The following is a 24,524-nucleotide window of genomic DNA, read 5'->3' on the forward strand; positions in this document are numbered from 1 at the left end:
CGGTCCTCAGGCGTAGTCGGGTTCGTTGCTGTAGCGGCCGACCTCGTCGATCAGCCAGGCGCGGAACAGCGCCACCGGGCGAAAATCCATCTTGGTGATCGGCGCCACCAGATAATAGGAACTCGGACTGCGGACCTGCTGCGGCAGTGCCTGCACCAGCGCGCCGCTCTTCAGTTCGGCGTCGATGAGGAAGAGCGGCATCAGCGCCACGCCGAGGCCTGCGCTGCAGGCCTGGCCGACACTGGCGAACTGCTCGAAGCGCATGCCCTGCGCCGGCGCGCCGGGAACACCCAGCGTCTCGAAGAAATGCGCCCAGCCGCCCGGCCTGGAAGCCATGTGCAGCAGCGGCAGCCGCATCAGGTCTTCAGCCGACTGGACCGGGTGGTCGGCCTGGAATTTGGGGCTGCAGACGGGCACCACCATCTCATCCATGAGGAAGGTGCATTCGGCGCCCGGCCAGTTGGGCTGGCCGATATGGATCGCCACGTCGAGGCCGTCGCGCTCGAAGTCGAAGATGCCGATACGGGTGGCGAAGTTCAGCGTGATATCCGGATGCTGGGCGACGAAACGCGGGATGCGCGGCAAGAGCCAGCGCGTGCCAAAGGTCGGCAGCATGGCAAGGTTCAGCGTATCGCCATGACGTTTGGTCATGACCTGCAGCGAGGCGGCGCGGATCTGCGACAGCGCGCTGCCGATCGCCTTGGCATAGGATCGGCCGGGTTCGGTCAGCGCCACGCCGCGCGACGAGCGGTCGAACAGCACGATGCCAAGCTGCTCTTCCAGCCCGGAAATCTGTCTGCTGATCGCCCCTTGCGTCAGCGAAAGCTCGTCGGCGGCGCTGGAGAAGCTGCCAAGCCGCGCGACCGACTCGAAAGCGGCCAGAGCAGCTGTCGATGGCAGGAGTCGGCGGCTGAGATTGGTCATCCCGCATTCCTATAGCTCATGGCTTCGTGAGTAAACTGCGCTTTACCTACCTCCGGGTTTTGCCGATAGTCCGCCCACGATTTTCTAGATGGAGGCTCACATGAGCGACCGCGCGGCATTTTCCTGGGAAGACCCCTTCCTGCTCGACGATCAGCTGACCGAAGACGAGCGGATGATCCGCGAAGCCGCCGCTGCGTTCGGCAAGTCTGAACTCCTGCCGCGCATCAACGAGGCTTATCTCGGCGAAACGACCGAGCCGGAACTGTTCCGGCTGATGGGCCAGGCCGGTCTGCTGGGTGTGACCCTGCCGGAAGAATACGGTGCCGCCAATGCCGGCTACGTCGCCTACGGCCTGGTTGCCCGCGAAGTCGAGCGGATCGACAGCGGCTACCGCTCGATGATGAGCGTCCAGTCGTCGCTGGTCATCTATCCGATCTTCGCCTACGGCTCGGACGAGCAGAAGAAGAAGTACCTGCCGGGTCTCGTCTCCGGCGAACTGATCGGCTGCTTCGGCCTCACCGAGCCGGACGCCGGGTCCGATCCGGGCGGCATGAAGACCCGCGCCGAAAAGATCGAGGGCGGCTACCGTCTGCGCGGCGCCAAGATGTGGATTTCCAACTCGCCGATCGCCGACGTCTTCGTCGTTTGGGCGAAGTCGGAAGCCCACAACAACGAGATCCGCGGCTTCGTGCTGGAGAAGGGCATGAAGGGTCTGTCTGCCCCGAAGATCGGCGGCAAGCTGTCGCTGCGCGCCTCGATCACCGGCGAAATCGTCATGGATGGCGTCGAAGTCGGCGAAGATGCGCTGCTGCCGAACGTTTCGGGCCTTAAGGGTCCGTTCGGCTGCCTCAACCGCGCTCGCTACGGCATCTCCTGGGGCGTCATGGGTGCGGCCGAAGACTGCTGGCTGCGGGCCCGCCAGTACGGGCTTGACCGCAAGCAGTTCGGCAAGCCGCTCGCCGGCACCCAGCTTTACCAGAAGAAGCTCGCCGACATGCAGACGGAGATCGCGCTTGGCCTGCAGGCATCCTTGCGCGTCGGCCGGCTGATGGACGAGCACCGCATGGCGCCGGAGATGATCTCCATCGTCAAGCGCAACAACTGCGGCAAGGCGCTCGACATCGCCCGCCAGGCCCGCGACATGCACGGCGGCAACGGCATCCAGATCGAGTACCACGTTATGCGCCACGCGCAGAACCTGGAGACCGTCAACACCTACGAAGGCACGCATGATGTCCATGCGCTGATCCTCGGCCGTGCCCAGACCGGCATCCAGGCGTTTTTCTGATACGCACGACCCCGATCAAGTTCGAGACAGCCCGGCCCGCGGAGTGAGGCCGGGCTTTTTTCTGCTTGGTAAGGGCCGTCAGCCTGCATTCTCTTCTGCAAGTGCCCGCACCACAGAAGGCAGTACTTTCAGAGGTTCGAAATAGTCGCCGAGCGTTACCGGCAGTTCGACCCCGCTCGTGGGTGCGACCATCAGAACCCAGAAGAGGTAGCAATCGGCAATCGTCATCTCGTCGCTGACGAGGAACGCTTTGTCACCCATCTGGTCGGCTAGAATGGCGAAGGAGGCCTTCAGCTTGGTGCGGGCGCGCGCCTTCTCCGGCTCCGGAAGGTTGCGGAAGAACGGTTGATAGCTGCCATGGATCTCGGAGGCCATGAAGGCGAGTACTTCGAGCGTCCGCCACCGCTCGATCCCGTTCCTCGCCAGAAGCTTGCCGCTCGTGTCCGCAATATAGTGCAGGATGACGGGGTTCTCCGTCAGCAGGTGCCCGTCGTCGAGTTCGAGCGTCGGGATGTAGCCCTTCGGATTGATCGTCAAAAAATCGCGGCCGTCCGCTGTCTTTTTCGCGTGGTCGATGCTGACCAGCGTATAGGCAAGTCCCGCCTCGATGAGCGCGATGTGGTCGGCCAGGCTGCAGGCAAGAGGGTAATAAAAGAGGATCATGCTGGTCTCCTTGTTTGCAGACCAGCTCCGGGAGTTTCCAAAGGCACAGGTCTACAATGTTGACCACGACCATTTATGTGACCTAAAATTCGCCGTCAAAAGCATATCTTTGGGAGTTGGTCAGATGGATGTGACTGCCGCGCACACGCAAGCTGGCTGCAAGGCGAGCGAGATCCTCAGCCGGGTGGGCGACAAGTGGACGATTCAGGTGGTCGTCGCACTTCGGGAAGCCCCGCAGCGTTTCAACGCCGTCAAGCGGCAGGTCGGCGGCATCTCGCAGCAAATGCTGGCACGAACGCTGAAGACCCTTGAGCGCGACGGTATGGTCAAGCGCACCGTTCATTCCAGCACCCCGCCGCAGGTCGAATACACCCTGACGCCGCTCGGCTATTCCCTGTCGGAAACCGTGCGAGAGCTTGCAGAATGGGCTTCTACAAACCGCCGGCCGATTGAGGAAAACCGCCTCGCCTACGACGCGCGTCGCGGCACATAGGCCTTGCAACCCGAAGCTGGTCTTCAGCGCGAGTTCTTCGGCAGGCGCGTCGACGCCTGCAAATCTTGCCATGTTGACGGTCCGTCGGAAAACCGAGGTTTGGTGGATGGCGGTGATGGCGGACGCAGGTTCACTGTCATTTTATTTAATCATACTTTTGACCATCAGCGTTGAATGTCGAAACCAATTGTCCTACGTCAGGGCCTCAAGCCTTTTCCGGGAACGCGCGGCCCTGCGACAGGGTTCGGCTTCCCATGACTTTTTAGATCGAATTGAGGTCCCTATGCACACCTATCCCGACGTAAAGCTGTTCATTGCAGGCGAATGGCGCGATGCCATCGATGGCAGGACCATCCCGGTCGAGGATCCGGCAACGCAGGAAATCATCGGCAAGATCGCGCATGCCGGAAAGGCCGACCTCGACCTGGCGCTGGAAGCGGCTGACAAGGGCTTCAAGATCTGGCGCGATACGCCGGCCTTCGAGCGCTCGAAGATCATGCGCAAGGCCGCCGACCTGCTGCGGGAACGCATCGACATGATCGCCTGGTTGATGACCCGCGAACAGGGCAAGCCGATCGCCCAGTCGAAGGGCGAGATCATGAATGCCGCCGACACCATCGACTGGTTCGCCGAAGAAGCCCGCCGTACCTACGGCCAGATCATTCCGGCCCGGTTCGGCGGCGTCTCCAACATGGCGATCAAGTTCCCGATCGGCCCGGTTGCCGCCTTTACGCCGTGGAATTTCCCGATCAACCAGATCGTCCGCAAGCTGTCCGCTGCCGTCTCGGTCGGCTGCTCGATCATCATCAAGGCACCGGAAGAAACCCCGGCCTCGCCGGCCGAACTGATCCGTGCCTTCGCCGATGCCGGCGTGCCGGCCGGTGTCGTCAACCTGGTCTACGGCGTCCCGGCCGAAATCTCCGAATACCTGATCCCGCACCCGGTCATCCGCAAGATCTCGTTCACCGGCTCCACCCCCGTCGGCAAGCATCTCGCAGCCCTCGCCGGCAAGCACATGAAGCGCGCCACGATGGAACTCGGCGGTCATGCGCCGGTGGTCGTGTTCAACGATGCGGATCTGGAAAAGGCCATCGAAGTCTCGGCCATGGCGAAGTTCCGCAATGCCGGCCAGGTCTGCGTTGCGCCGACCCGCTTCCTGATCCAGGACGGCGTCGCCGACCAGTTCATCGACGGTATCGTCAAGTATGCGGAAGGCCTGAAGGTCGGCAACGGGCTTGAAGACGGCATCACCATGGGGCCGCTCGCCAACGAGCGCCGCATCCCGGCCATGGAAGAGATGATCCAGGACGCCGTGTCGAAGGGCGCCGTGCTGAAGACGGGCGGCAAGCGGATCGGCAACAAGGGCCACTTCTTCGAGCCGACGGTTCTGACCGACGTGCCGACCTCTGCCGCGATGATGAACGAGGAGCCGTTTGGGCCAATCGCCATCGTCAACCGCTTCTCGACGCTGGAAGACGCGCTGGAAGAATCCAACCGCCTGCCCTTCGGCCTTGCATCCTATGCCTTCACCGGCTCGGTGAAGACTGCCCATGCACTCAGCCAGAAGCTGGAAGCAGGAATGCTGACCATCAACCACAATGGTCTGGCGATCCCGGAAGTGCCGTTCGGCGGCATCAAGGATTCCGGCTACGGCACGGAAGGCGGCTCGGAAGCCGTCGAGGCCTACATGGAAACCCGCTTCGTCAGCCAGATGAACTGAGGTTTTTAACCGTTCTGAAAATCGAAAAGGCGCCGGGAAACCGGCGCCTTTTTCTATTTAGCAGAGTAATTTTCAGGCTTTCCACTCTGGCTGCTGCCATCTCTCCCACAGAGGGCAAGACATTTGCGCAGGATGGAAGGCGATTCTCAAACTCTCCCCACAACGGGAAGGGCTTAACCCGGCCGCGCCGCTGATGCAGGAAAAGGGCAGCCAGAGGGAGACTTTTCTCAAACGTCACCCCAGCGGAAACACCTTGGCCCGCCGAAGCGTCACGAAGCCCGTATCGCCTGCGCTAACAGCCTGCTCCGGCTCCACGTCGAATTCCAGCGGTTCGCCGGTCGAGGCCGTGGCAATAACGCGCCGCTCGCCCGGCCGGTCCAGAACGCGGGTAACCGTGGCTGCCAAACCCGGCCCGGTGGCCGACCAGTCGAGATCGCGCGGACGGGCGAAGATTTCCGCCGGACCGTCGGCAAGGTCCGAAGCCGCGACATCTGCCTCGCCGACAAGCGCCCGCCCGCCGATGACGGTGCCGGTCAGCCGGTTGGCGTCGCCGAGGAATTTGAGCACGAAGGCATCTTTCGGATCGCGGCACACTTCCTGCGGCGTGCCCTGCTGGACGATCCTGCCCTCCTTGAGGATCACCACACGGTCGGCGAGATCCAGCGCCTCTTCCTGATCGTGGGTGACGAAGATCGTCGTGATGCCGAGCTCCCGGTGGATTTCGCGCAGCCAGCGGCGCAGGTCGTGGCGGACATTGGCATCCAGCGCGCCGAACGGTTCGTCGAGCAGCAGCACCTTGGGATCGACGGCGAGTGCACGCGCCAGCGCCACCCGCTGACGCTGACCGCCGGAGATCTGCGCCGGGAAGCGCTCGCCCAGACCCTCCAGCCGCACGAGCCGCAAAAGGTCCGCAACGCGCGTCTCGACCTCAGCCCGGCTGCGCTTCACCTTCGACACCTTCATGCCGAAGCCGATGTTCTCGGCCACCGTCATGTGCGGGAAGAGCGCATAATGCTGAAAGACGAAGCCGACGCCGCGGTCACGCACCGGGATATCCGTCGCGTCCTGATCGCCGAAGAAGATCCGCCCTTCGTCCGCATATTCGAGGCCGGCGACCATGCGCAGGATCGTCGTCTTGCCGGATCCCGACGGGCCGAGCAGCGCCACCAGTTCGCCGCTTTCGATCTCCAGCGACACGCCGTGCACGGCGCGGAAGGTATCGAAGGTCTTGACGACTGTATCAAGGCGGATTTTCATGGGCGTATTCCCGGCGTGATGGGGGCCATGGCAGGCTTGGAGCGGCGACCGGCGCCCTGCCGCTCCAGCGCCACCTTGGCGATGATGGTGAAGACGGCGATGACCGCCAGGATGGAGGCCGAGGCAAAGGCACCGGCCGCCTGGTAATCGTGGTAGAGCAGTTCGATATGCAGCGGCAGCGTATTGGTCTGGCCGCGGATATTGCCCGACACGATCGACACGGCCCCGAACTCGCCCATCACCCGGGCGTTGCAGAGCACGACACCGTAGAGCAGCGCCCATTTGACGTTCGGCAGCGTCACGGAGAAGAAGGTGCGCCAGCCGGATGCGCCAAGCGAGGTCGCCGCCTCCTCGAGATCGCGCCCCTGCGCCTGCATCAGCGGGATCAGTTCGCGCGCCACGAACGGCGCCGTGACGAACATCGAGGCAATCACGATCCCCGGCAGCGCGAACAGGATCTTGATCTCGTAGGCGTCGAGCAGCGGCCCGAACAGGCCCTGCAGCCCGTAGACGAACAGGTAGGCGACGCCGGCGACGATCGGCGAGACGGAAAACGGGATCTCGATGACCACCAGCAGCAGGCGCTTGCCGCGGAAGTCGAACTTGGTGATCGCCCAGGCCGCGGCAACCCCGAAGATCGTGTTGATGGGCACGGCGATCAGCGCGGTGATCACCGTCAGCAGGATTGCGTGGCGAGTGTCGGTATGGTTGAGCGTCGCCACATAGGCCTTCCAGCCCTGGCTAAGCGCTTCGACGCCGATGACGATCAGCGGCGCCAGAACCAGCAGCGCGCCGATCACCAGAACGAGGCCGATCAGCGCCCGGCGGAAGAGCGGGTTGTCACCGACGCGCGGCGGTTTGCGGCGGGAAGACGGCTGGCTCATGATTATCCCCTCACCGTGTAGCGCAGGGCGCGCGCCTGCATCCAGTTCGTGACTGCCAGCATGACGAAGGCGGCGATCAGCAGCACCGAGGCGATGGCCGCTGCCGCCTGATAGTCATACTCCTCCAGCCGGATGAAGATCAGCAATGCGGTGATCTCCGTCGACATCGGCTGGTTGCCGGCGATGAAGATGATGGCGCCGAACTCGCCGAGCGAGCGGGCGAAGGACAGGGACGTTCCGGCCAGCAGGGCCGGCATCAGCAGCGGCAGGATGACCTTGGCGAAAATCGTCCAGTCGGAGCCGCCGAGCGACTGCGCCGCCTCTTCCAGCGCCGGATCGAGATCCTCCAGAACCGGCTGCACCGTGCGCACGATGAACGGCAGGCTGGTGAAGCACATGGCGATCATGATGCCGATCGGCGTATAGGCCACCTTGATGCCGAAGTCTAAGAGCAGCGCGCCGAACCAGCCGTTGCTGGAAAACAGCGCGGTGAGCGAGATGCCGGCCACCGCCGTCGGCAGCGCAAACGGCAGATCCACCATGGCATCGATCAGCCGGCGGCCGGGAAAGCGGTAGCGCGTCAGCACCCAGGCGAGCGCCAGCCCGAAGACGAGATTGAAGAGCGTCGCCGCAAGAGCCGCAAGAAGCGTCACCCGGTAGCTCGCAACGGCCCGCGGCGACGAGACGATCGACCAGTATTCGGAGGGACCGAGGCTCGCGGCCTTCACCGCCAGCGCCGCCAGCGGCAACACCACGATCAGGCCGACGTAGAAGAGAGTAATCCCGAGCGACAGCCGCAATCCGGGCAGGACATTGCGTTTCACGATCCGCTTCCCGTTGTTCACGCCGAAACCCGACGGAGACGGATCCGCCGGGTTTCACGGTATAACCAGTCTTGTCGGTTAGCGGCTGCCGTACAACTTGTCGAGTGTACCGCCGGAGGCGAAGTGCTCCTTCTGGATCTTCTCCCAGCCACCGAACACCTGATCGACATTGACCAGCCGGATCTCGGGGAAGTCCTTCTTGAACTCGCCGGTGACCTTCTCGTTGTGGACGCGATGGCCGAACTGAGCGGCGACCCGCTGGCCCTCCTCGCTGTAGAGGAAGTCGAGATAGCTCTTGGCCAGCTCCCGCGAGCCGCGCTTGTCGGCAACCTTGTCGACGATGGCGACCGGGAACTCGGCTAGCAGCGAGACCGAGGGAATGACGCCTTCCACCTTGTCGGCACCGTACTGCTTGGCGATGCCGCGCGTCTCTGCCTCGAAGGTGATCAGCACGTCGCCCGTCTCGCGCTCGACGAAGGTCGTCGTTGCGGCGCGGCCTCCGGTGTCGAACACCGGCACGTTGTCAAAGATCTTCTTGAGGAAGGCTTCGACCTTTTCCTCGTCACCGCCGAAGGCTTCCTTGGCGTAGGCAGCCGCTGCCAGATAGGTGTAGCGGGCATTGCCGGAGGTCTTCGGGTTGGGGAAGATGACCTTCACGTCGTCGCGGACGAGATCGTTCCAGTCCTTGATGTTCTTCGGGTTGCCGGCGCGGACCAGGAAGGACGGGAAGGAATAGAAGGGCGACGAGGCGTTGGGGAAATCCTTCTGCCAGTCGGCCGAAACAAAGCCCTGCTTCACCAGGAAATCGATGTCCGTCACCTGGTTGAAGGTGACGACGTCGGCCTCGAGGCCTTCCACGATGGCACGCGCCTGCTTGGAAGTGCCGGCATGCGACTGATCGATGGTGACGCCCGGATGCCCCTTGAGGAACGCCTCGTTCTCGGCGACGAACAGCTCGCGTGCGACGTCATAGGACGCGTTGAGGAGCTTGGTCGGCTGCTGGGCCAGCGCCGGAACGGCAACGAGGGCGGCGAGCGCCGTGCCGAGAATGAGAAGGCGGTTCATGCGGGGACTCCGGTCAAGATGATTGACCGGAACCTAGAGCGAGGCGCGCCGCGACGCGAGGAACCGCCGACCAGCCGGGAACGTCGCTGGAGAAATTTCCACTCTTTCCGAGCCGATTGCGCAACAGGCATTCCAGAAGGCCATGCGCGCAGATGGAAAGGCTCGGAAAATGGCGCGGGAAGCGGCAGGGAAACCGCTTCCCGCAGGTCGCTCATTCAGCGGCGGTGGACAGGTTGAGCGACATCTGTTCCTTCGGCTGATCATCGTTTTCGCCGGAGGATGGTTTTGTGGTTTTCGGCTCGCGGCCGAAGAACAGGGCGTAACCGGCCGGCAGCACCAGGATGGTGAGCACGGTGGCGACCAGGATGCCGCCCATCATCGCATAGGCGAGCGGCCCCCAGAACAGTCCCCGCGAGATGGGGATGAGCGCCAGGACTGCCACCAGCGCTGTCAACATGATCGGCCGGAAACGCCGCACCGCGGCCCCGATGATCGCCTCGGCACGCGGATGGCCGCTGGCGATATCCTGGTCGATCTGGTCGACGAGGATGATCGAGTTGCGGATGATGATGCCGAGCAGCGCGATGACGCCGAGGATCGCCACGAAACCGAATGGCGCGCCGGTGATCAGCAGCGCCGCTGCCGCACCGATGATGCCGAGCGGTCCGGTGGACAGCACCAGCATCGCCTTGCCGAAATGCTGCAGCTGGATCATCAGCAGTGCGACGATGACGAACAGCATGACCGGCGCCTTCGCGGCGATCGACATCTGGCTTTCGGTCGCATCTTCCGCGCCGCCCTGGATCTCGAGCTTGTAGCCGGCCGGCAGTGCCTGCTTCAGATCGTCCATGCCGTTGTACATCTTCATGACCAGGTCGTTCGGCTCGACGCCATCCGGCACTGTCGCCTTGATAGAGATCGTCGGCAGGCGGTCGCGGCGCCATTCGATGCCGTTCTCCTGCACCGGAACCAGCCGGGCGATCTGCGAGATCGGCACGAAGCTGCCGTTGTCGCTCGGGACGTAGACGGATTCGATCGCCGTCAGCAGGTTGCGGTTGGCATCGGGTTCGCGGGCGACGATGGAGATGGTCTCCTCGCCTTCGCGGAACTGGTCGAGTTCCGCACCGGACACTGCTGCATAGAGCATCTGGCGCACACGCTGCGATGTGACGCCGAGCGCCCGGGCGCGATCCTGGTCGATCACCAGCTTCAGGCTCGTGACCGGTTCCAGCCAGTCGTCGTGGATGGTGCCGAGCAGCGGGTTCTGGTGGAAACGCTCCTTGACCTGGTCGGCGATGCGGCGGACCTCGGCCCTGTCCGGACCGACGACACGCATCTGCACCGCCCAACCGACCGGCGGGCCGAGGAACAGGCGGTCGACCTTGCCGCGCACGTCGGGGAAATCCTCCGCAAGGATCTTGCGCAGCTTGACGATAAGCCGCTCGCGCTCTTCGAGCCCGTTCGACATCACCAGCAGCTGGGCGAAGTTCGGGTTGCGCAATTGCTGGTCGAGCGGCAGGAAGAAGCGCGGCGCACCCTCGCCGATGAAGGTGGCAACGAACTTCTTGTCCGGATCGTCCATCACCCGCGCTTCCAGGGCCTTGGCCTGCCGCTCAACCTCCTCGATCGCGGTGCCTTCCGGCAACCACATGTCGACGAGGATTTCCGGCCGCGATGATTGCGGGAAGAAGCTCTGCGGGATGAACTGGAACGACCACAGACTGGTGACGAACACGGCGCCGGTCAGCATCAGCACGATCAGCCGGTGCCTGACGGCCCAGGTCACCGTCGAGCGAAGACCGCGGTAGAAGCGCGTGTCGTAGGCATCGTGATGGGTGCCCACATGCGGCCTCTGCTTGAGGATCATGTAGCCGAGCCAGGGCGTGAAATAGACTGCGACAAACCACGAGGTGACGAGCGCGATGCCGACCACGTAGAACAGCGAGCGGACATATTCGCCGGCGGTGGAATCGGCAAATCCGACCGGAATGAAGCCCGCCGTGGTGATCAGCGTTCCGGTCAGCATCGGGAAGGCGGTCGAGCTGTAGGCGAACGTTGCTGCGTCGAGTTTCTCGAGCCCCTCCTCCAGCTTGCGCTCCATCATTTCCACGACGATCATCGCATCGTCGACAAGCAGGCCGAGCGCGATGATGAGCGCGCCAAGCGAGATGCGCTGCAGCTCGATGCCGAGCTCGTACATGATTGCCAGGGTCGCTGCGAGAACCAGCGGGATGGAGATGGCGATGACGATGCCGGAGCGCCAGCCGATCGACAGCAGCGAGACAATGAGCACGATGACCAGCGCCTCGAGCAGCGCCTGGGTGAACTCTCCGATCGCCTCGTGCACGACTTCCGGCTGGTTGGCGACCTGTTCGACGCCGACGCCGACCGGCAGCGAGGCCTCGAAAGTGTGGTAGGTCTCGTCGATCCACGTGCCGACGTCGGTCACCTTAAAGCCGTTCTGCATGACGACGCCGACCTCGACGGCATCCCGGCCATTGAAGCGGAACTTGCGGTCGTAAGGCTGGACGAGCCCGGCGGAGACGGTGGCGATGTCGCCGAGGCGGAACACCTGTTCGCCGCTGCGGATGCGCAGTTCGCGGATGTCTTCCGGCGTCCGCAGGCCACCTTCCACGGCGATGCGCACCGACCGCGTCGTGGTCTGCACGCTGCCGGCGGGATCGACGTTATTCTGCCCGGACAGCGCGTCCCGGATGTTGTTGAGCGTCAGCTTTCGTTCGGAAAGCGCCTTGGAGGAGATGTCGATGTAGATCTTCTGCGCCTGATCGCCGAGGATCGAGACCTTCTCGACGCCCTTCGTCGCGAGCAGCATGTCGCGCGCCTGGATGGCGAAATCCTTCAGCTCCGGATAGGAATAGCCGTCGCCGGTGATTGCGTGCAGCGTGACATAGGTGTCACCGAACTCGTCGTTGAAATAGGGGCCGAGAACGCCGCTTGGAAGCTCCTGTTCGATGTCGGAGATCTTCTTGCGCACCTGGTAGAAGGCATCGGCCACCTGGCGGGCGTTCGTGTCGCCCTTGATCTGGATCGTCGTGATCGACGTGCCGGCCCGCGTATACGACTTCACCCAGTCGAGATGCGGCGTTTCCTGCAGCTTCCGCTCGATCTTGTTGACGACCTGATCCTGCATCTCCTGGATCGAGGCACCCGGCCAGACGGCCTGCACCACCATTACCCGGAAGGTGAAATCGGGATCCTCTTTCTGGCCCATGTTCATGATGCCGAGGCCGCCGATGACGATGATCAGGCCGAACAGGAAGCGGCCGATGCTCGGATGGGCGATTGCCCATCGCGACAGGTTGAAGGGCTGTTTGTCCGGCGTGTTCTGACGCGAAAAGCTCATGGTCCCTCTCCTTCGCGCTCAGATCACGACCGCGACGCGGCGCCGGCGCCGTTCGTCTCGCCGGCACTCTGCGTGCCACCCTCATAGACGCGGATCTTCATGTCGCTGCGCATGAACTGCGTTCCGGCCGAGACCACCAGATCACCCGCGGCGATGCCATCGCTGACCCGGACACCGTCCAGGGATACGCCGGCAACGGTGACGGCGCGTGGATGGACCGTCTGGTTCGATCGGTCGACCAGCCAGACGACCGACTTGCCCTCCTGCGTCGCAAGCGCTGCAAGCGGGAGGACGAAGGCCGGCACAGCATCATCGGCCTTGGCAACAACGGTCGCCGTCATTCCCAGCAGGACGTTTTCGTTCTCCGGCAGGCTGACCCGGACCAGGAAGGTGCGCGACTGGCTGTTGGCACTGCCCGCCACTTCACGAACCTTGCCCTCGAGCGACAGCCCGCTGTTCGACCAGAATGTCGCCTTGACGCTCTTGCCCGGCTTGAACTGGGCTATGTCGCCCTCCGGGACCGCGATCTCGACTTCCTTTGCGCCGTCTGCGGCGACCGACAGGACTGCAGAACCGGCGGCAACAACCTGGCCCGCTTCGGCATTGACGGCGGTCACGATGCCATCGACGGTCGCCGTGAGGTTGGCGTAGGAAACCCGGTTGCGCGCCTGCTCCAGTGCCGATGCCGCAGCGTCACGCGAAGAGAGCGCCTGCTCATAGGTGAGCTGGCTCTGTTCCAGCGTCGACTGCGAGGTGATGCTCTTTTCCTGCAGGATGCCGGCGCGACGGAGCGCCAGCTTGCTGATTTCCATCTGCTTTTCAGCCGATGCGAGCTGGGCTTCGGCCTGGCGCACCGACAGCTCGTAGTCGACCGGATCGAGCTTGGCGAGCACGTCGCCCGCCTTCACCCGCTGCCCGACATCAACCAGCCGTTCGGTGATCTTGCCGTCCACCCTGAAGCCGAGGGAGATCTCGGTACGAGCCCGCACCGATCCGGAATATTGCATCAGGCGGCCATCGTCCGGCGCCTTGACCTCGACGACCTTCACCGGCCGAACCGGCGCCTGCTCGACAACTGTCTCATCGCTGCAGGCGGCAAGACCAACCAGCATCGCGCCAAGAGCCACAGACCTGAAAACTGCCAATCGCATGTTCGACATGTGCGGCTCCTACCGTGAAAGAACGCCCCGCGGGGCTGCTGAATTATCTCAGGGCGCGGATTGCGAATTCCGCCAGCGCCTCGGGGGTGATGTGTTCGTCTGCGGCGATCTTCTTGGCGACGAGCATAGGATGACAGAGCGAAACACCGCAGCACATGAAGCACTCGGCCGCCAGCAACGGGTCCTGCTCGCGGAATTCGCCGGCTGCGATGCCGTCAACGATGATGCCGGCGATGATCGCCCGCACCTGGTCGAGATGCTCCTGAACGACGGGCCATTGCTGGTCCATCGCCACCACCACCATCTCGTGGACCTTCTCCTCGTCGATCATCGTCTCGACCGTCATGCGGTACTGCACCAGCAGATGATCCCGCAGGCGGTCTGCCGCCGGAACCTGACGCGCGGCGTTCGCCTTCAGCGCCTCGCACTGCACCCGCAGCATGCGGCGCGCGATGGCCTGATGGATCTCGGCCTTGGAAGAGAAGAAGCGATAGATGTTGGCCGGCGACATCGACAGGTCCCGGGCAACATCGGCGACATTCGTCTTCGAGTAACCGTAATGCCTGAAAAGCCGCTCGGCGGCATCGAGGATCCGCTCAACCGTTTCCAGGCGGGCCGGGTCAGATGGTATCTGTGAGAGATCGTCCATAAGGGCTGCCTAATTGATGACTGACGAATTTCGTATTTCATCATTCATAACATTTCGGCGGCTCTTGTCAATGACGATGAAACACGCGATCCGCTCGGGAACCTTTGCTACCGAAGATCGTTAGGGCACGCTGCGAGGCAGCAGGGTTGGGGGAACCGAATATCATGGCTGATCGCCGCTTGGCGCAACTTGAGACAGGCGACCGTCTGAGATTACTGATCAACGCCATCACCGATCACGCAATCTACATGCTGGACCCGGATGGCTTCGTCGTCAGCTGGAACCCGGGCGCCGAGCGGCTCAAGGGATATGCCGCCGACGAGATCATCGGCCACCACTTCTCGCAGTTCTACGCGCTGGAAGACCGTGAGGCTGGAGATCCGGGCCGCGGGCTTGAGAACGCGGCGCGGGAAGGCCGCTTCGAGAAGGAGGGCTGGCGCGTCCGCAAGGATGGCAGCCGCTTCTGGGCCAGTGTCGTGATTGATGCCATCGTCGACGACGACGGCAGCCTCCTGGGCTTCGCCAAGATCACCCGCGACATCAGCGAGAAGCGCAACGCCCAGATCGAACTTGCCCAGGCCCGCGAGGAACTCTTCCAGGCGCAGAAGATGGAGGCCATCGGTCAGTTGACCGGCGGCATCGCCCACGACTTCAACAACCTTCTGATGGCCGTCCTCGGGTCACTGGAAATGCTGCAGAAGCGCATGCCGCCGGATCCGCAGTTCACACCCCTGCTCACCAACGCGATCCGCGGCGCCGAGCGCGGTGCTGCATTGACCCAGCGCCTGCTCGCTTTTTCGCGCCGGCAGGAACTCGAAGTTCAGTCGATCGACATCCGGCTGCTGGTCGACGACATGCTCGAACTGGTGCGACGGTCGCTGACCGCCAACACGACGGTGGAGGTCGACTGCGACACGGATCTGCCGCACGTCATGGGGGACGCCAACCAGCTGGACACGGCGCTCCTCAACCTCGTCGTCAACGCCCGCGACGCGATGCCGAAAGGCGGCACCATCCGTATCGGCGCGCGGATGTGCGAGATTGCGACACAGAACGGAACGTTGAAGCCGGGCCGCTACGTGAAGCTGTCCGTAGCCGACGATGGCGAAGGCATGGACGAGGAGACACTGATCCGCGCCACGACGCCGTTCTTCACCACCAAGGGTATCGGCAAGGGGACCGGCCTTGGACTGTCGATGGTCCAGGGCTTCATGGAGCAATCGGGCGGCGCGCTGCGTCTGTCGAGTGTTCCGGGCGCTGGAACGACGGTGACGCTGATCCTTCCCGCCGCTTCCGAAACCAACCTGCCGCAACCTGAAGAAACAGTGACGATGACGCCCCAGCAGCCAGACGCCGACCGACCTCTCACCGTGCTTGCCGTCGATGACGATGCGCTGGTGCTGATGAACACGACGCTGATGCTGGAGGATCTCGGGCATACGGTGATCGAGGCTTACAATGGTGAAGAGGCGCTGGCGGTCATCGAAAGCGGACGGGCGATCGACCTGATCATCACCGACCACTCGATGCCGAGGATGACGGGGGCAGAGCTCGCCTCCCGCGTTCGCGACAGTTATCCGCAGACGCCGGTCGTGCTTGCCACCGGTTATGCCGAACTGCCCTCCGGCGATGGCTCGCAACTGCCGCGTCTGCCCAAACCATTCTCGCAGAACCAGTTGCGCGACATCATCAGGACGGTTCTCGTCCAGCCGTGAACAATTGTGCAGCGTCCGGCGTTCTTCCACGACGGACAGAATAGGGAGAACCGACGATGGTCAACAAACCTCAGACCTTTCATGAAGCAGAACCGACCGTCGAGGCCGAATTTCCGCCGGTGGCCGAGCTGGAGACGGCGGTCGCCGCAGCTCTGGCAAGCGCCGGCGGCCTCGATGCGTCGGACGTGACCGTGATCGCAAGCGGCTCGACGGTCACCCTACGCGGCTCGGTCCTGCAGGAGGGAGAACGCGTGCGGGCCGAAGAGGTGGCACTCTCCGTCCCCGGAGTGACAGCTGCCATCAACGAACTCAGCGCATCGCATTAGTCTCGCACTCACGACTACCGTCACCAGTTCGATCGACTGAACAACAAAAAAAGGCCCGGACATCGCTGCCCGGGCCGTTTTCGTCATTAGTGCGCCTTGCCTAGCGCGGCAGAGCGTAGGCGATCACGTAGTCGCCCGGCTTGGTGCCGACCGAGCCGTGACCACCCGCGACCATCACCACGAACTGGCGCCCGTCATCCACCGAATAGGTCATCGGCGTTGCCTGGCCGCCGGCCGGCAGACGCGCTTCCCACAGCTGCTCGCCATTGGTGAGGTTATAGGCGCGCAGGTAGTTGTCGACGGCCGCACCGAGGAAGGCGACGCCACCCTTGGTGATCATCGGCCCACCGATACCCGGGACGCCGAGCTTGAAGGGCAGCGGCAGCGGCGTCATGTCGTGGACCGTGCCGTTCTTCTTCTTGTAGGCGACATTGCCGGTGCGCAGATCGGTGCCGGCGACATAGCCCCAAGGCGGTGCCTGGCAGGGAATCTGCAGCGGGCCGAGGAACGGCCCCATCCGCACGGCGTAAGGCGCGCCGTCGTTGCGGTTCAGACCCTGTTCCGAGCCCTTCTCGTCCTGTCCCTTCGGCGGCACCTCGGCGCGCGGAACGAGCTGCGAGGTGAAGGCGAGGTAGGTCGGCATGCCGAACATCACCATGCGTTCCGGGTCGACAGCGACAGAGCCCCAGTTGAAGGTGCCGAAATTGCCCGGATAGACAATGCTGCCCTCGAGCGACGGCGGGGTGTACTGCCCCTCGTATTTCAGCTGCTCCAGTCTGATGCGGCACACCATCTGGTCGAACATGGTGACACCCCACATGTCACGGCCCTCAAGCGTCCGCGGACGGAAGTTGAGCGCCGAGATCGGCTGCGTCGGGGCCGTTCGGTCTTCCGGAATGGCACCGCCCGGGGCCGGCTGTTCGGTGACCGGGATGATCGGCTCGCCGGTGCGCCGGTCGAGCACGTAGATGTCGCCCTGCTTTGTCGGACCGACCAGCGCCGGCACGACAGCGCCATCCCGGTTCAGGTTGACGAGCACCGGCTGGGCCGGCACGTCCATGTCCCACAGGTCGTGGTGGACGGTCTGGCGAACCCAACGGTCGGCGCCGGTGTTGATGTCGAGCGCGACGATCGAGGACGAATACTTTTCCACGCTTTCCGAGCGGTTCATGCCGAGCTGGTCGGGAACCTGGTTACCGAGGGGGATGTAGACAAGTCCCAGTTCCTCGTCGACGCTGAACACCGACCAGCTGTTGGGCGAGTTGGCGGTGTAGGTCTGGCCCGGCGGCAGCGGCTGGGTCTGTGTCGGGTTGCCGGAATCCCAGTTCCACAGAAGTGCGCCGGAGTTGACGTCGAAGGCACGGATGACGCCAGACTGCTCCTGCGTCGAATAGTTGTCGTTGACCGCCCCGCCGATGATGATCTTGCCGGCGACGATGACCGGCGGCGAGGTCGAATAGTAGTAGCCGGCCGGATTGTAGGGCATTCCCTGTTCGAGGTGCAGAACACCGTTGTCGGCAAACGTCGTGCAGACCTGGCCGTTCGTCGCATCAAGCGCGATCAGCCGAGCATCCGAGGTCGGCAGGTACACGCGCTGGGCGCAAGCCGTGCCGGGCTGGGCCGTGGGCTCCACATAGTAGCTGACGCCACGGCAGGTCTGATGCTGGCGATCGGGGTTGAGACCCACATTCGGATCATACTTCCACTGCTGCTTGCCGGTCGTCGCATCGATCGCGATCGCCCAGTTGTGCGGCGTGCAGAGGTACAGCGAGTTGCCGATCTTGAGCGGTGTGACCTGGTAGGTCGTCTCGCCGACATCCTCGGGCAGCTTCACGTCACCAGTCTGGTAGCGCCAGACTTCCTGAAGGCTCGACACGTTTTCGAGATTGATCTGGTCGAGCGGCGAGTAGCGCTGGCCGTAAGGCGTGCGGCCATACTGGTGCCATTCGCCGGCCGGCACGTTGCCGCCGAGCACGGGCGCTGCGGCGACCTGCTCTTCCGGCAGATTGCCGTTGACGTCCGTGCTGTTGACGAACATCGACAGAAGCGCAACCGCAATCGACACAACGACGGCAGCAGCAAGCGGACCTGCGCTTGCACCATAGCGGAAGCCGGTCGTCGGGCTTCGGAAGCCAAGCGGTCGGCGGATCCATGGCGTCAGCAGCCAGAGACCGAGGATGATGACAACGCCGCCGCGCGGGCCGAGCTGCCACCAGTCGAGACCGACTTCCCAGACGGCCCAGATCAGCGAGCCGATAACGACGATCGCGTAGACGAGGAGCGCCGAAGGGCGCCGGAGGAACAGCAGAATCGCGGTTACCAGGAACGCGATGCCGGTGATGATGTAATAAGCGCTGCCACCGAGCATCAATAGCTGAGCGCCGCCGGCCGCCAGCGCGATCCCGATCAAGGTGAACAGGATCGCTGTGATCGTAACGGACATGTGTCAAATCCCAAGTCAGAGAGGCGTTGAAGGTGGGGCCTTCCCCGGCCGGGATAACTGGAACAATGGGAGTTAGTTCCAGTCCAGGCGCCCGACTTGTTCCAGGCGGAACGATCGAGCCATCTCGCGGTTCGATGACAGGCAACAAAGACCCGGGAGACAGGCATGGACGTATCGTCCAAGATCGCCCAGTGGCAGGCCGATTCAGCACCCGGCGATCGGCTGGCGGACGTGGCCTCGGACGCGGAGGATTGCCGGCGATGTCCCCTCTACCAGGATGCCACCCATCTGGTGTTCGGCGAGGGGAACGACGACGCGCGGGTGCTTCTGGTTGGTGAACAGCCGGGAGACAAGGAGGATCTGGCCGCAAGGCCGTTCATCGGACCGGCTGGAAGACTGCTCGACATGTGCCTGGAGGAAGCCGGGATCGATCGGGGTCTCTGCTACGTGACCAATGCGGTCAAGCACTTCAAGTTCACGCCGCGCGGCAAGCGGCGGATCCACGCCAAGCCGAATACCGGTGAGATCAAGGCATGCGCCTGGTGGCTGAACGCCGAACGTCGGCTGATCAAGCCGCGCCTGACGGTCGCACTCGGTGCCACCGCCGCCTATTCCCTACTGGGACCGAAGGCCAAGGTGACCCGCGACCGCGGCCAGGTGCTCAAATCGATGGATGGCAGTGAGGTACTGATGACCATACATCCGTCCTACCTGCTGCGGCTGCCGGACCCCGCCGATCGTGAGCGGGAGAAGACGCGGTTCGTCGACGACCTGCGCCGCATCGGCGCCTATCTTGGTTGAAAGGAGCCGGACAGGCGGGACACGATTAGTCTTCGCCGAGTTCCTGGAGGATCTGGTGGCGTGCCCGGTTGAGCCGGCTTTTTACCGTGCCGACGGCACAGTTGCAGATCTCCGCCGCCGCTTCGTAGCTCTCGCCGAGAATGGCGACCAGCGTCAGCACCTCGCGGTAATGGGGTGGCAGCTTTTCAAGCGCCCGCTGGACCTCGCGTGTGCGAGCCTGGACCTCCTGCGTCGCCTCCATCGGCGAATCGCCGGAAACGCACTCCTCGACACCCGGCGCCTCGCGACCAAGAACCTTGGCACGTGTATAGAAGGTGTTCCGCATGATGGTGAACAGCCAGGACTTCAGCTTTGTCCCGGGCTCGAACTTGTCGAGGTTTGCGAGAGCCTTCATCAGCGTCTCCTGCACCAGGTCGTCCGCATCCGACGAGTTGCGGCAAAACGTACGGGCGAAGGCGCGCAGAGCGGGGATGAGCCTGACAATGTCTGCACGTGCAGGATCGCGACTCAACTGTGATTCAGACACCGTTGCAACCTCTCCAGTTCCATGGGTGGGGGTGACGGTTGGCAAACGTCTCCAATGTCTATTTGGTTCCGCTTGTTTATGTTGTCCTGACGAGCCGTTATGCCTTTGTTGACAGCACCTTTCGAGGGAACAAACGGGATCAATTTCTGTTGAATCGCGTCCACTGGAGGGAACTGTCTTGGCACCGCGCGCAAATTGGAAAGGCTACCTGACGCTTGGCGAGCTGAACTGCCCGGTTGCTCTCTATACCGCGGCGTCGACGTCCGACCGCGTGAGCTTCAATATCGTCAACCGCCGCACCGGCAACCGGGTCCATCGTCAAATGGTCGACAGCGACACGGGCAAGGAAGTCGAGCACGACGATATCGTCAAAGGCTACGAGACCTCGAACGGCGACTATGTCATCCTGGATCCCGAGGAGATCAAGGCGGCGGTCCCGGATAGCGACAAGACGCTTGCTCTGGAAACCTTCATTCCCTGCGGTGACGTGAACACCCTCTATCTCGACCGTCCCTATTATTTGGCGCCCAGCGATGACCACGCCGCCGAGGTCTTCGATCTCATCCGGCAGGGGCTAAAGGAAGGAAAGGTCGCGGCGCTCGCCCGTACCGTGCTGTTCCGTCGGCTGCGCACGCTGCTGATCCGCCCCTACGACGACGGATTGATCGCCAGCACGCTGAACTACGAATACGAGGTGCGCTCGTCCGCTGAGGTCTTTGCCGACATTTCAGAGCTGAAGATCGAGGGCGAGATGCTCGATCTGGCAAAGCATATCATCGACACCAAGCGTGGACGTTTCGACCCCGCCGCGTTCGATGATCGTTACGAGGCTGCGCTGCAGGACCTGGTGAAGGCGAAGATCGAAGGTCGCAAGCTGCCGGCAAGGCCGAAGCCGAAGGAAACCAACGTCACGAGCCTGATGGAGGCGCTTCGCCAGAGCGCCGGCGCCGGCGTCGAGAAGAAGGGTGCGAAGCCCAAGGCCGCTGCCAAGACGAAGCCAGCTGCCAAGCCGAAAACCAAGACCGCAAGTGGATCCAAGCGCGCGACCGCATCGGCTCAGCGCAAAGCCGGCTGACGACACAGCCGCAATAACTCAGGCTGAATGCGTATCTGCCGGCGCGAGTCTGAAAGCGAAATTCAGGCGCCTTGCTGCGCCTGACCACGTTGGCCTAGCGGGAGCGCCCCGGCCCCTTCCGTTCGCTCTCGAGGCTCTTCTTCAGGGCGCTCATGATGTCGATGACGTTGTCGCGGCGTTCCGGCGCCGGCTCTTCCTTCTTCTTCGTCTTGCGGGTCTTCTTCTTTCGGCTCTCGATGATCTCGAGCAGCTTGTCCTGCACCGGGTCTTCCGCCATGCACGGATCCCAGGCTTCGGTGCGCTCGGCGATCAGCTTCTTCATGATCGACAGGTGCTTGCGGTCGGCACTGCCGGCATCCGCCTTCTCGTAATAGGCGTCCGGATCGCGCACCTCATCGCCATAGCGCAGCGTCCAGACGACGATGCCGTTGTCGCGCGGCACGAGCAGCACCGCCCGCTCCCGGCGATACATCACCAGCCGTGCGATGCCTGCCGTGCCGGTAACCTTCATCGCCGCCTGGATGACCGAGAACGCCTCCTCGCTGACCTTGTCGTCCGGAGCGAGGAAATGCGGCCGGTCGTACCAGATCCAGCCGATGTCGCCCATCGGCACGAAGGTCTCGATGTCGATGGTGCGGCTGCTTTCGAGGCCGATATCCTCCAGTTCGTCGTCCTCCAGGAGGACATAGTCGCCCTCGCCGCGCTCGTAGCCCTTTGCCTGATCGTCGTCGTCGACCGGCTTTCCGGTGACGGCGTCGACATACTGACTGAGCACCCGGTTATGGGTCTTGGCATTGAGGTTGTGGAAGCGGACCCTGTTGCCCTCCGAGACCGCCGGCGTCATGGTGACGCGGCAGGTGACGAGCGACAGCTTCAGATAGCCTTTCCAGAAGACGCGCGGTGCCATGGGACCCTCTCTTTTCGAGCAGGAAACCCCTGACAGGCCTTCGAGGTTCCAGATGCCGATAGCCGATCAGGCAAAGGAACAAAGATCGCCCCATCCCGTTTCCTGCTGCGACAAGATTAAGAACTGTGAAAGGTCCAGACCATGAGCATTGTTGGCACGCAGGTAATCGCCGAAGGAAGCGGAACCTCCGGTTACACGGTGGAATTCATCGACCAGAGCGGCGACGTGATATCGGTCAGCCTGCGGTCCGGAACGCGTGGGGTCAACCGCACCAACGCCGTTGGCAAAGCCAAGGAACTGCTGAGCCGCCTCGTCCAGAACAATGACCTGCCGGACGAGATGATCGACGGCGCAAACCAGGACGGCCGCGCCGCGACCGTCGCTTCAGATACCAATGTCAGCGACAGCGACCTTGAGCAGCAGCTCGACGAAGGGTTGGAAGATACCTTCCCGGCAAGCGATCCGGTGTCCGCCACGATCACCTCCATCCCGGGGCGAAACAGCGCCAGCTGATCCCGCACGCACTGATGAATAAGCAACGCCCGGCGGCAGAACGCACCGCCGGGCGTTGCTTTGCCGTTCGTTGCGATTGACAAGCGGGACCATTCTGCGTTTTCCAGTAGTTCTAGCAGGTGTCGATATCGGCGCCGTTCAGGCCCCGTTGGATCGGCAGCCTTGCAATGAACAGGTCCGGAGAGGTCAGAATGACGAAAGAGATCGCTGCGACGACCGGGGGGAAGGCCGTGCTTGGCAACAAGGTGAGCACCAAGGTGGCTCACCTTCTGACGGAAATCGAGAAGGAGCCGGTGCCGGACCGGCTGCTCGACCTTGCTCTTCAACTGCAGAAGGCTCTTGCCGACAAGCTCGACAACAACGCCGGCTAGAGGCCTCGGCCGCTTTCGACCGGCGCGATCGTATCACGTCTGACCGACCCGTCCACCACGCCGCGCGGGCCGTCGGCGACATACCTGCCGCTGTCGTCCTCGATCACGGTGTAGAGCTTTTCGCTCCGGAAGGCGCTGGCCATCTCCGTCGAATTGCCCTCGGCCGGCTTGGCGTCGGTATCGGTGAAATCCAGCTCCGCTTCGCTTGCCACCAGCCTTGCGTCGCCAGTGGTCAGCGCCCGGACCACCACCTCTCCCTGCGGCGGGCGGTCCATCCATTGCGGATCATCTGCCGGCGCAGTGGGCACAAGGCGGTAGATCTTCAACTCCAGCTCCATATCGAATTTCCTCGTTCTTCTGCGGCCAGTTGGCAAACACTGCCGGCCCGACATTCTGTGCGGCGTTCGGCACCATCTGCTTCATTCCGATGCGATCCGGTGCCGGCCACGGCAGGAACTTTCGGGACGGCTTTTCGGTTGCGTCTGCCATCGACAAAAGCAGGAGCAGATCATGAACGTGCCGAGTGGCCGAATTCATCTTTGCGTCGACATGCAGCGGATCTTTGCCGAGGACACGCCCTGGCACATCGACTGGATGGAGAAAGTGCGCGGCCCGGTGGCCGACATTGCCCGGGCACATCCGCAGGCGACCATCTTTACCAGGTTCGTGCCGCCTGACCGACCGGAGGATGCGGTCGGCATGTGGCGGCCCTACTACGAGAAATGGTCGAACATGACGCGTCTTGCCCAGGGAGAGGCGATGATCGACATCCTGCCGGAACTGCGTGAACTCGTGCCGCCGGCAATGGTCTTCGACAAGCCGATCTACTCGCCGTGGCTCGATGGCCGACTGCATGTGCATCTACAGAAAAGAGGCGCGCATACGCTTGTCGTGTCGGGCGGAGAGACCGATGTCTGCGTGCTTGCGGCGATCCTTGGCGCCGTCGACCTGGGATACAAGGTGGTGCTGGTGAAGGACGCTATCTGCAGCGCCTCGGACGAAACCCATGACGCCTCCCTCCAGCTGTTTGCCAGCCGCTTCTCGGTCCAGCTCGAATTGAAGACTGCCGACGACGTGCGCGCATGGTGGCCCTGACGCAAGCGGAACAAAAACTCCGGCGGAGGGGTTGGACAGGTCAGGCATACAGAGAAATCCGACAGGAGGACCCCATGCGACACGAACCGAAAACTAATGGCAAGCCCGGCGAGATCTCACAGTGGCCGCGCTGGGAAGGACCGGCGGAAAACCGCCCGAGCGGCTATGTCCAGGGCGAAGCCAACATCTTCGCGGACGATCCCGAGGGCGAAAAGAAGCGGACCGCCGACGATTACCCAGCCGACGAACTCAAGCGCGACGAACGCGCCCAGGGAGAGCGCTCTTGATGGACAAGTTCTGGCTGTTTGCCGTCGCCGTCGGCCCGGTGCTTCTCGGCTGCGCTATCGTCTTTGCGATGATGCGCCGCCGGCGTCTCTCCGAGCGTGAGAAGAACGTGCAGACTGCCGCGATCGCCGACCTCTACGACAAGCCTACGACGCGCTCCTGATAGACGTTTGGCT

25 protein-coding genes are annotated in these 24,524 nt (G+C 63.1%); 12 read left to right on the forward strand and 13 right to left on the reverse strand.

From position 1 onward, the window contains the following. Positions 1–6 precede the first annotated feature (6 nt). Positions 7–924 carry a LysR family transcriptional regulator gene (locus ACR65N_RS14810; protein WP_440457627.1) on the reverse strand — a complete coding sequence of 306 codons (918 nt, stop codon included), beginning with the start codon at positions 922–924 and terminating at the stop codon, positions 7–9. 100 nt (positions 925–1,024) lie between these two features. Between ACR65N_RS14810 and ACR65N_RS14815 the strand changes: the two genes are divergently transcribed. Continuing rightward, positions 1,025–2,212: an acyl-CoA dehydrogenase gene (locus ACR65N_RS14815; protein ID WP_440457628.1), complete on the forward strand. Its 1,188-nt coding sequence runs from the start codon at positions 1,025–1,027 to the stop codon at positions 2,210–2,212. 78 nt (positions 2,213–2,290) lie between these two features. Here the strand turns inward: ACR65N_RS14815 and ACR65N_RS14820 are convergent, their stop codons facing one another. After that, positions 2,291–2,875, reverse strand: coding sequence for a glutathione S-transferase C-terminal domain-containing protein (locus ACR65N_RS14820; protein WP_440457629.1), 585 nt, complete (start codon positions 2,873–2,875; stop codon positions 2,291–2,293). On the opposite strand from ACR65N_RS14820, the gene ACR65N_RS14825 reads away from it, so the two are divergent. Beyond that, positions 2,874–3,368 (forward strand): winged helix-turn-helix transcriptional regulator, encoded by a 495-nt coding sequence (locus ACR65N_RS14825; protein ID WP_440457630.1) that lies wholly within the window; start codon positions 2,874–2,876, stop codon positions 3,366–3,368. The two genes, ACR65N_RS14820 and ACR65N_RS14825, sit on opposite strands and share 2 nt — an antisense overlap. Positions 3,369–3,651: 283 nt before the next feature. Then, a complete protein-coding gene (locus tag ACR65N_RS14830) occupies positions 3,652–5,088 on the forward strand; it encodes an NAD-dependent succinate-semialdehyde dehydrogenase (protein ID WP_440457631.1) in 1,437 nt (478 codons plus the stop codon). A 234-nt stretch (positions 5,089–5,322) separates the two neighbouring features. On the opposite strand, the gene ACR65N_RS14835 is transcribed toward ACR65N_RS14830, so the two are convergent. From ACR65N_RS14835 to ACR65N_RS14865, 7 genes are all read right to left on the reverse strand, one after another. Continuing rightward, entirely contained in the window at positions 5,323–6,345 is a 1,023-nt protein-coding gene (locus ACR65N_RS14835) for a sulfate/molybdate ABC transporter ATP-binding protein (protein ID WP_440457632.1), read from the reverse strand. Then, the gene (cysW, locus tag ACR65N_RS14840; protein ID WP_440457633.1) at positions 6,342–7,229 is read right to left on the reverse strand and encodes a sulfate ABC transporter permease subunit CysW; all 888 of its coding nucleotides are present in this window, start codon (positions 7,227–7,229) and stop codon (positions 6,342–6,344) included. Before cysW ends, ACR65N_RS14835 begins: the two co-directional genes overlap by 4 nt. Positions 7,230–7,231: 2 nt before the next feature. Further along, the gene (gene cysT / locus ACR65N_RS14845) at positions 7,232–8,053 is read right to left on the reverse strand and encodes a sulfate ABC transporter permease subunit CysT (RefSeq protein ID WP_440457634.1); all 822 of its coding nucleotides are present in this window, start codon (positions 8,051–8,053) and stop codon (positions 7,232–7,234) included. A 78-nt stretch (positions 8,054–8,131) separates the two neighbouring features. Then, positions 8,132–9,118 (reverse strand): thiosulfate ABC transporter substrate-binding protein CysP, encoded by a 987-nt coding sequence (cysP, locus tag ACR65N_RS14850; protein ID WP_440457635.1) that lies wholly within the window; start codon positions 9,116–9,118, stop codon positions 8,132–8,134. Between the two features lie 211 nt (positions 9,119–9,329). Next, a complete protein-coding gene (locus ACR65N_RS14855; RefSeq protein ID WP_440457636.1) occupies positions 9,330–12,482 on the reverse strand; it encodes an efflux RND transporter permease subunit in 3,153 nt (1,050 codons plus the stop codon). 23 nt (positions 12,483–12,505) lie between these two features. Continuing rightward, entirely contained in the window at positions 12,506–13,642 is a 1,137-nt protein-coding gene (locus ACR65N_RS14860; protein ID WP_430304718.1) for an efflux RND transporter periplasmic adaptor subunit, read from the reverse strand. 43 nt (positions 13,643–13,685) lie between these two features. Next, on the reverse strand, positions 13,686–14,291 hold the full coding sequence (locus ACR65N_RS14865) for a TetR/AcrR family transcriptional regulator (protein WP_430304719.1): 606 nt from the start codon (positions 14,289–14,291) through the stop codon (positions 13,686–13,688). 164 nt (positions 14,292–14,455) lie between these two features. Between ACR65N_RS14865 and ACR65N_RS14870 the strand changes: the two genes are divergently transcribed. Continuing rightward, entirely contained in the window at positions 14,456–16,006 is a 1,551-nt protein-coding gene (locus ACR65N_RS14870; RefSeq protein ID WP_440457637.1) for an ATP-binding protein, read from the forward strand. 56 nt (positions 16,007–16,062) lie between these two features. After that, positions 16,063–16,332 (forward strand): BON domain-containing protein, encoded by a 270-nt coding sequence (locus ACR65N_RS14875; RefSeq protein WP_440457638.1) that lies wholly within the window; start codon positions 16,063–16,065, stop codon positions 16,330–16,332. Positions 16,333–16,432: 100 nt separating this feature from the next. Here the strand turns inward: ACR65N_RS14875 and ACR65N_RS14880 are convergent, their stop codons facing one another. Further along, complete coding sequence (locus ACR65N_RS14880; protein ID WP_440457639.1) at positions 16,433–18,775, reverse strand: glucose/quinate/shikimate family membrane-bound PQQ-dependent dehydrogenase; 2,343 nt, start codon at positions 18,773–18,775, stop codon at positions 16,433–16,435. A 165-nt stretch (positions 18,776–18,940) separates the two neighbouring features. Between ACR65N_RS14880 and ACR65N_RS14885 the strand changes: the two genes are divergently transcribed. Continuing rightward, positions 18,941–19,576: a UdgX family uracil-DNA binding protein gene (locus tag ACR65N_RS14885; protein WP_440457640.1), complete on the forward strand. Its 636-nt coding sequence runs from the start codon at positions 18,941–18,943 to the stop codon at positions 19,574–19,576. 25 nt (positions 19,577–19,601) lie between these two features. Here ACR65N_RS14885 and ACR65N_RS14890 read toward each other — a convergent pair whose 3' ends face one another. Continuing rightward, positions 19,602–20,087, reverse strand: coding sequence for a sigma-70 family RNA polymerase sigma factor (locus ACR65N_RS14890; RefSeq protein ID WP_440457641.1), 486 nt, complete (start codon positions 20,085–20,087; stop codon positions 19,602–19,604). A gap of 193 nt (positions 20,088–20,280) precedes the next feature. Between ACR65N_RS14890 and ku (ACR65N_RS14895) the strand changes: the two genes are divergently transcribed. Continuing rightward, positions 20,281–21,177 carry a non-homologous end joining protein Ku gene (ku, locus tag ACR65N_RS14895; protein ID WP_440457642.1) on the forward strand — a complete coding sequence of 299 codons (897 nt, stop codon included), beginning with the start codon at positions 20,281–20,283 and terminating at the stop codon, positions 21,175–21,177. A 94-nt stretch (positions 21,178–21,271) separates the two neighbouring features. Here the strand turns inward: ku (ACR65N_RS14895) and ku (ACR65N_RS14900) are convergent, their stop codons facing one another. Further along, positions 21,272–22,084 carry a non-homologous end joining protein Ku gene (gene ku, locus ACR65N_RS14900; protein ID WP_440457643.1) on the reverse strand — a complete coding sequence of 271 codons (813 nt, stop codon included), beginning with the start codon at positions 22,082–22,084 and terminating at the stop codon, positions 21,272–21,274. 141 nt (positions 22,085–22,225) lie between these two features. Between ku (ACR65N_RS14900) and ACR65N_RS14905 the strand changes: the two genes are divergently transcribed. Continuing rightward, a complete protein-coding gene (locus tag ACR65N_RS14905; RefSeq protein WP_440457644.1) occupies positions 22,226–22,597 on the forward strand; it encodes a hypothetical protein in 372 nt (123 codons plus the stop codon). Between the two features lie 191 nt (positions 22,598–22,788). After that, positions 22,789–22,968, forward strand: a complete 180-nt coding sequence (locus ACR65N_RS14910; protein ID WP_440457645.1) for a hypothetical protein — start codon at positions 22,789–22,791, stop codon at positions 22,966–22,968. Here ACR65N_RS14910 and ACR65N_RS14915 read toward each other — a convergent pair. Then, a complete protein-coding gene (locus ACR65N_RS14915; protein WP_440457646.1) occupies positions 22,965–23,306 on the reverse strand; it encodes a hypothetical protein in 342 nt (113 codons plus the stop codon). The genes ACR65N_RS14910 and ACR65N_RS14915 overlap by 4 nt on opposite strands. Before the next feature lie 172 nt (positions 23,307–23,478). Between ACR65N_RS14915 and ACR65N_RS14920 the strand changes: the two genes are divergently transcribed. The 3 genes from ACR65N_RS14920 (at position 23,479) to ACR65N_RS14930 (ending at position 24,511) form a co-directional block, all read left to right on the forward strand. Continuing rightward, positions 23,479–24,063, forward strand: a complete 585-nt coding sequence (locus ACR65N_RS14920) for a cysteine hydrolase family protein (RefSeq protein ID WP_440457647.1) — start codon at positions 23,479–23,481, stop codon at positions 24,061–24,063. 74 nt (positions 24,064–24,137) lie between these two features. After that, complete coding sequence (locus ACR65N_RS14925) at positions 24,138–24,350, forward strand: hypothetical protein (RefSeq protein WP_440457648.1); 213 nt, start codon at positions 24,138–24,140, stop codon at positions 24,348–24,350. Beyond that, positions 24,350–24,511, forward strand: coding sequence for a hypothetical protein (locus ACR65N_RS14930; protein ID WP_440457649.1), 162 nt, complete (start codon positions 24,350–24,352; stop codon positions 24,509–24,511). Before ACR65N_RS14925 ends, ACR65N_RS14930 begins: the two co-directional genes overlap by 1 nt. Positions 24,512–24,524: the final 13 nt, after the last annotated feature.

Source organism: Rhizobium sp. SAFR-030 (assembly GCF_059415005.1).

What these genes read in the sequence shown, in the direction of transcription:
- ACR65N_RS14810 (WP_440457627.1), bottom strand. Translation starts at nt 924, where the DNA reads ATGACCAATCTCAGCCGCCGACTCCTGCCATCGACAGCTGCTCTGGCC.
- ACR65N_RS14815 (WP_440457628.1), top strand. Translation starts at nt 1,025, where the DNA reads ATGAGCGACCGCGCGGCATTTTCCTGGGAAGACCCCTTCCTGCTCGAC.
- ACR65N_RS14825 (WP_440457630.1), top strand. Translation starts at nt 2,874, where the DNA reads ATGCTGGTCTCCTTGTTTGCAGACCAGCTCCGGGAGTTTCCAAAGGCA.
- ACR65N_RS14820 (WP_440457629.1), bottom strand. Translation starts at nt 2,875, where the DNA reads ATGATCCTCTTTTATTACCCTCTTGCCTGCAGCCTGGCCGACCACATC.
- ACR65N_RS14830 (WP_440457631.1), top strand. Translation starts at nt 3,652, where the DNA reads ATGCACACCTATCCCGACGTAAAGCTGTTCATTGCAGGCGAATGGCGC.
- ACR65N_RS14835 (WP_440457632.1), bottom strand. Translation starts at nt 6,345, where the DNA reads ATGAAAATCCGCCTTGATACAGTCGTCAAGACCTTCGATACCTTCCGC.
- cysW (WP_440457633.1), bottom strand. Translation starts at nt 7,229, where the DNA reads ATGAGCCAGCCGTCTTCCCGCCGCAAACCGCCGCGCGTCGGTGACAAC.
- cysP (WP_440457635.1), bottom strand. Translation starts at nt 9,118, where the DNA reads ATGAACCGCCTTCTCATTCTCGGCACGGCGCTCGCCGCCCTCGTTGCC.
- ACR65N_RS14855 (WP_440457636.1), bottom strand. Translation starts at nt 12,482, where the DNA reads ATGAGCTTTTCGCGTCAGAACACGCCGGACAAACAGCCCTTCAACCTG.
- ACR65N_RS14860 (WP_430304718.1), bottom strand. Translation starts at nt 13,642, where the DNA reads ATGTCGAACATGCGATTGGCAGTTTTCAGGTCTGTGGCTCTTGGCGCG.
- ACR65N_RS14865 (WP_430304719.1), bottom strand. Translation starts at nt 14,291, where the DNA reads ATGGACGATCTCTCACAGATACCATCTGACCCGGCCCGCCTGGAAACG.
- ACR65N_RS14870 (WP_440457637.1), top strand. Translation starts at nt 14,456, where the DNA reads ATGGCTGATCGCCGCTTGGCGCAACTTGAGACAGGCGACCGTCTGAGA.
- ACR65N_RS14875 (WP_440457638.1), top strand. Translation starts at nt 16,063, where the DNA reads ATGGTCAACAAACCTCAGACCTTTCATGAAGCAGAACCGACCGTCGAG.
- ACR65N_RS14880 (WP_440457639.1), bottom strand. Translation starts at nt 18,775, where the DNA reads ATGTCCGTTACGATCACAGCGATCCTGTTCACCTTGATCGGGATCGCG.
- ACR65N_RS14885 (WP_440457640.1), top strand. Translation starts at nt 18,941, where the DNA reads ATGGACGTATCGTCCAAGATCGCCCAGTGGCAGGCCGATTCAGCACCC.
- ku (WP_440457643.1), bottom strand. Translation starts at nt 22,084, where the DNA reads ATGGCACCGCGCGTCTTCTGGAAAGGCTATCTGAAGCTGTCGCTCGTC.
- ACR65N_RS14905 (WP_440457644.1), top strand. Translation starts at nt 22,226, where the DNA reads ATGAGCATTGTTGGCACGCAGGTAATCGCCGAAGGAAGCGGAACCTCC.
- ACR65N_RS14910 (WP_440457645.1), top strand. Translation starts at nt 22,789, where the DNA reads ATGACGAAAGAGATCGCTGCGACGACCGGGGGGAAGGCCGTGCTTGGC.
- ACR65N_RS14915 (WP_440457646.1), bottom strand. Translation starts at nt 23,306, where the DNA reads ATGGAGCTGGAGTTGAAGATCTACCGCCTTGTGCCCACTGCGCCGGCA.
- ACR65N_RS14920 (WP_440457647.1), top strand. Translation starts at nt 23,479, where the DNA reads ATGAACGTGCCGAGTGGCCGAATTCATCTTTGCGTCGACATGCAGCGG.
- ACR65N_RS14925 (WP_440457648.1), top strand. Translation starts at nt 24,138, where the DNA reads ATGCGACACGAACCGAAAACTAATGGCAAGCCCGGCGAGATCTCACAG.
- ACR65N_RS14930 (WP_440457649.1), top strand. Translation starts at nt 24,350, where the DNA reads ATGGACAAGTTCTGGCTGTTTGCCGTCGCCGTCGGCCCGGTGCTTCTC.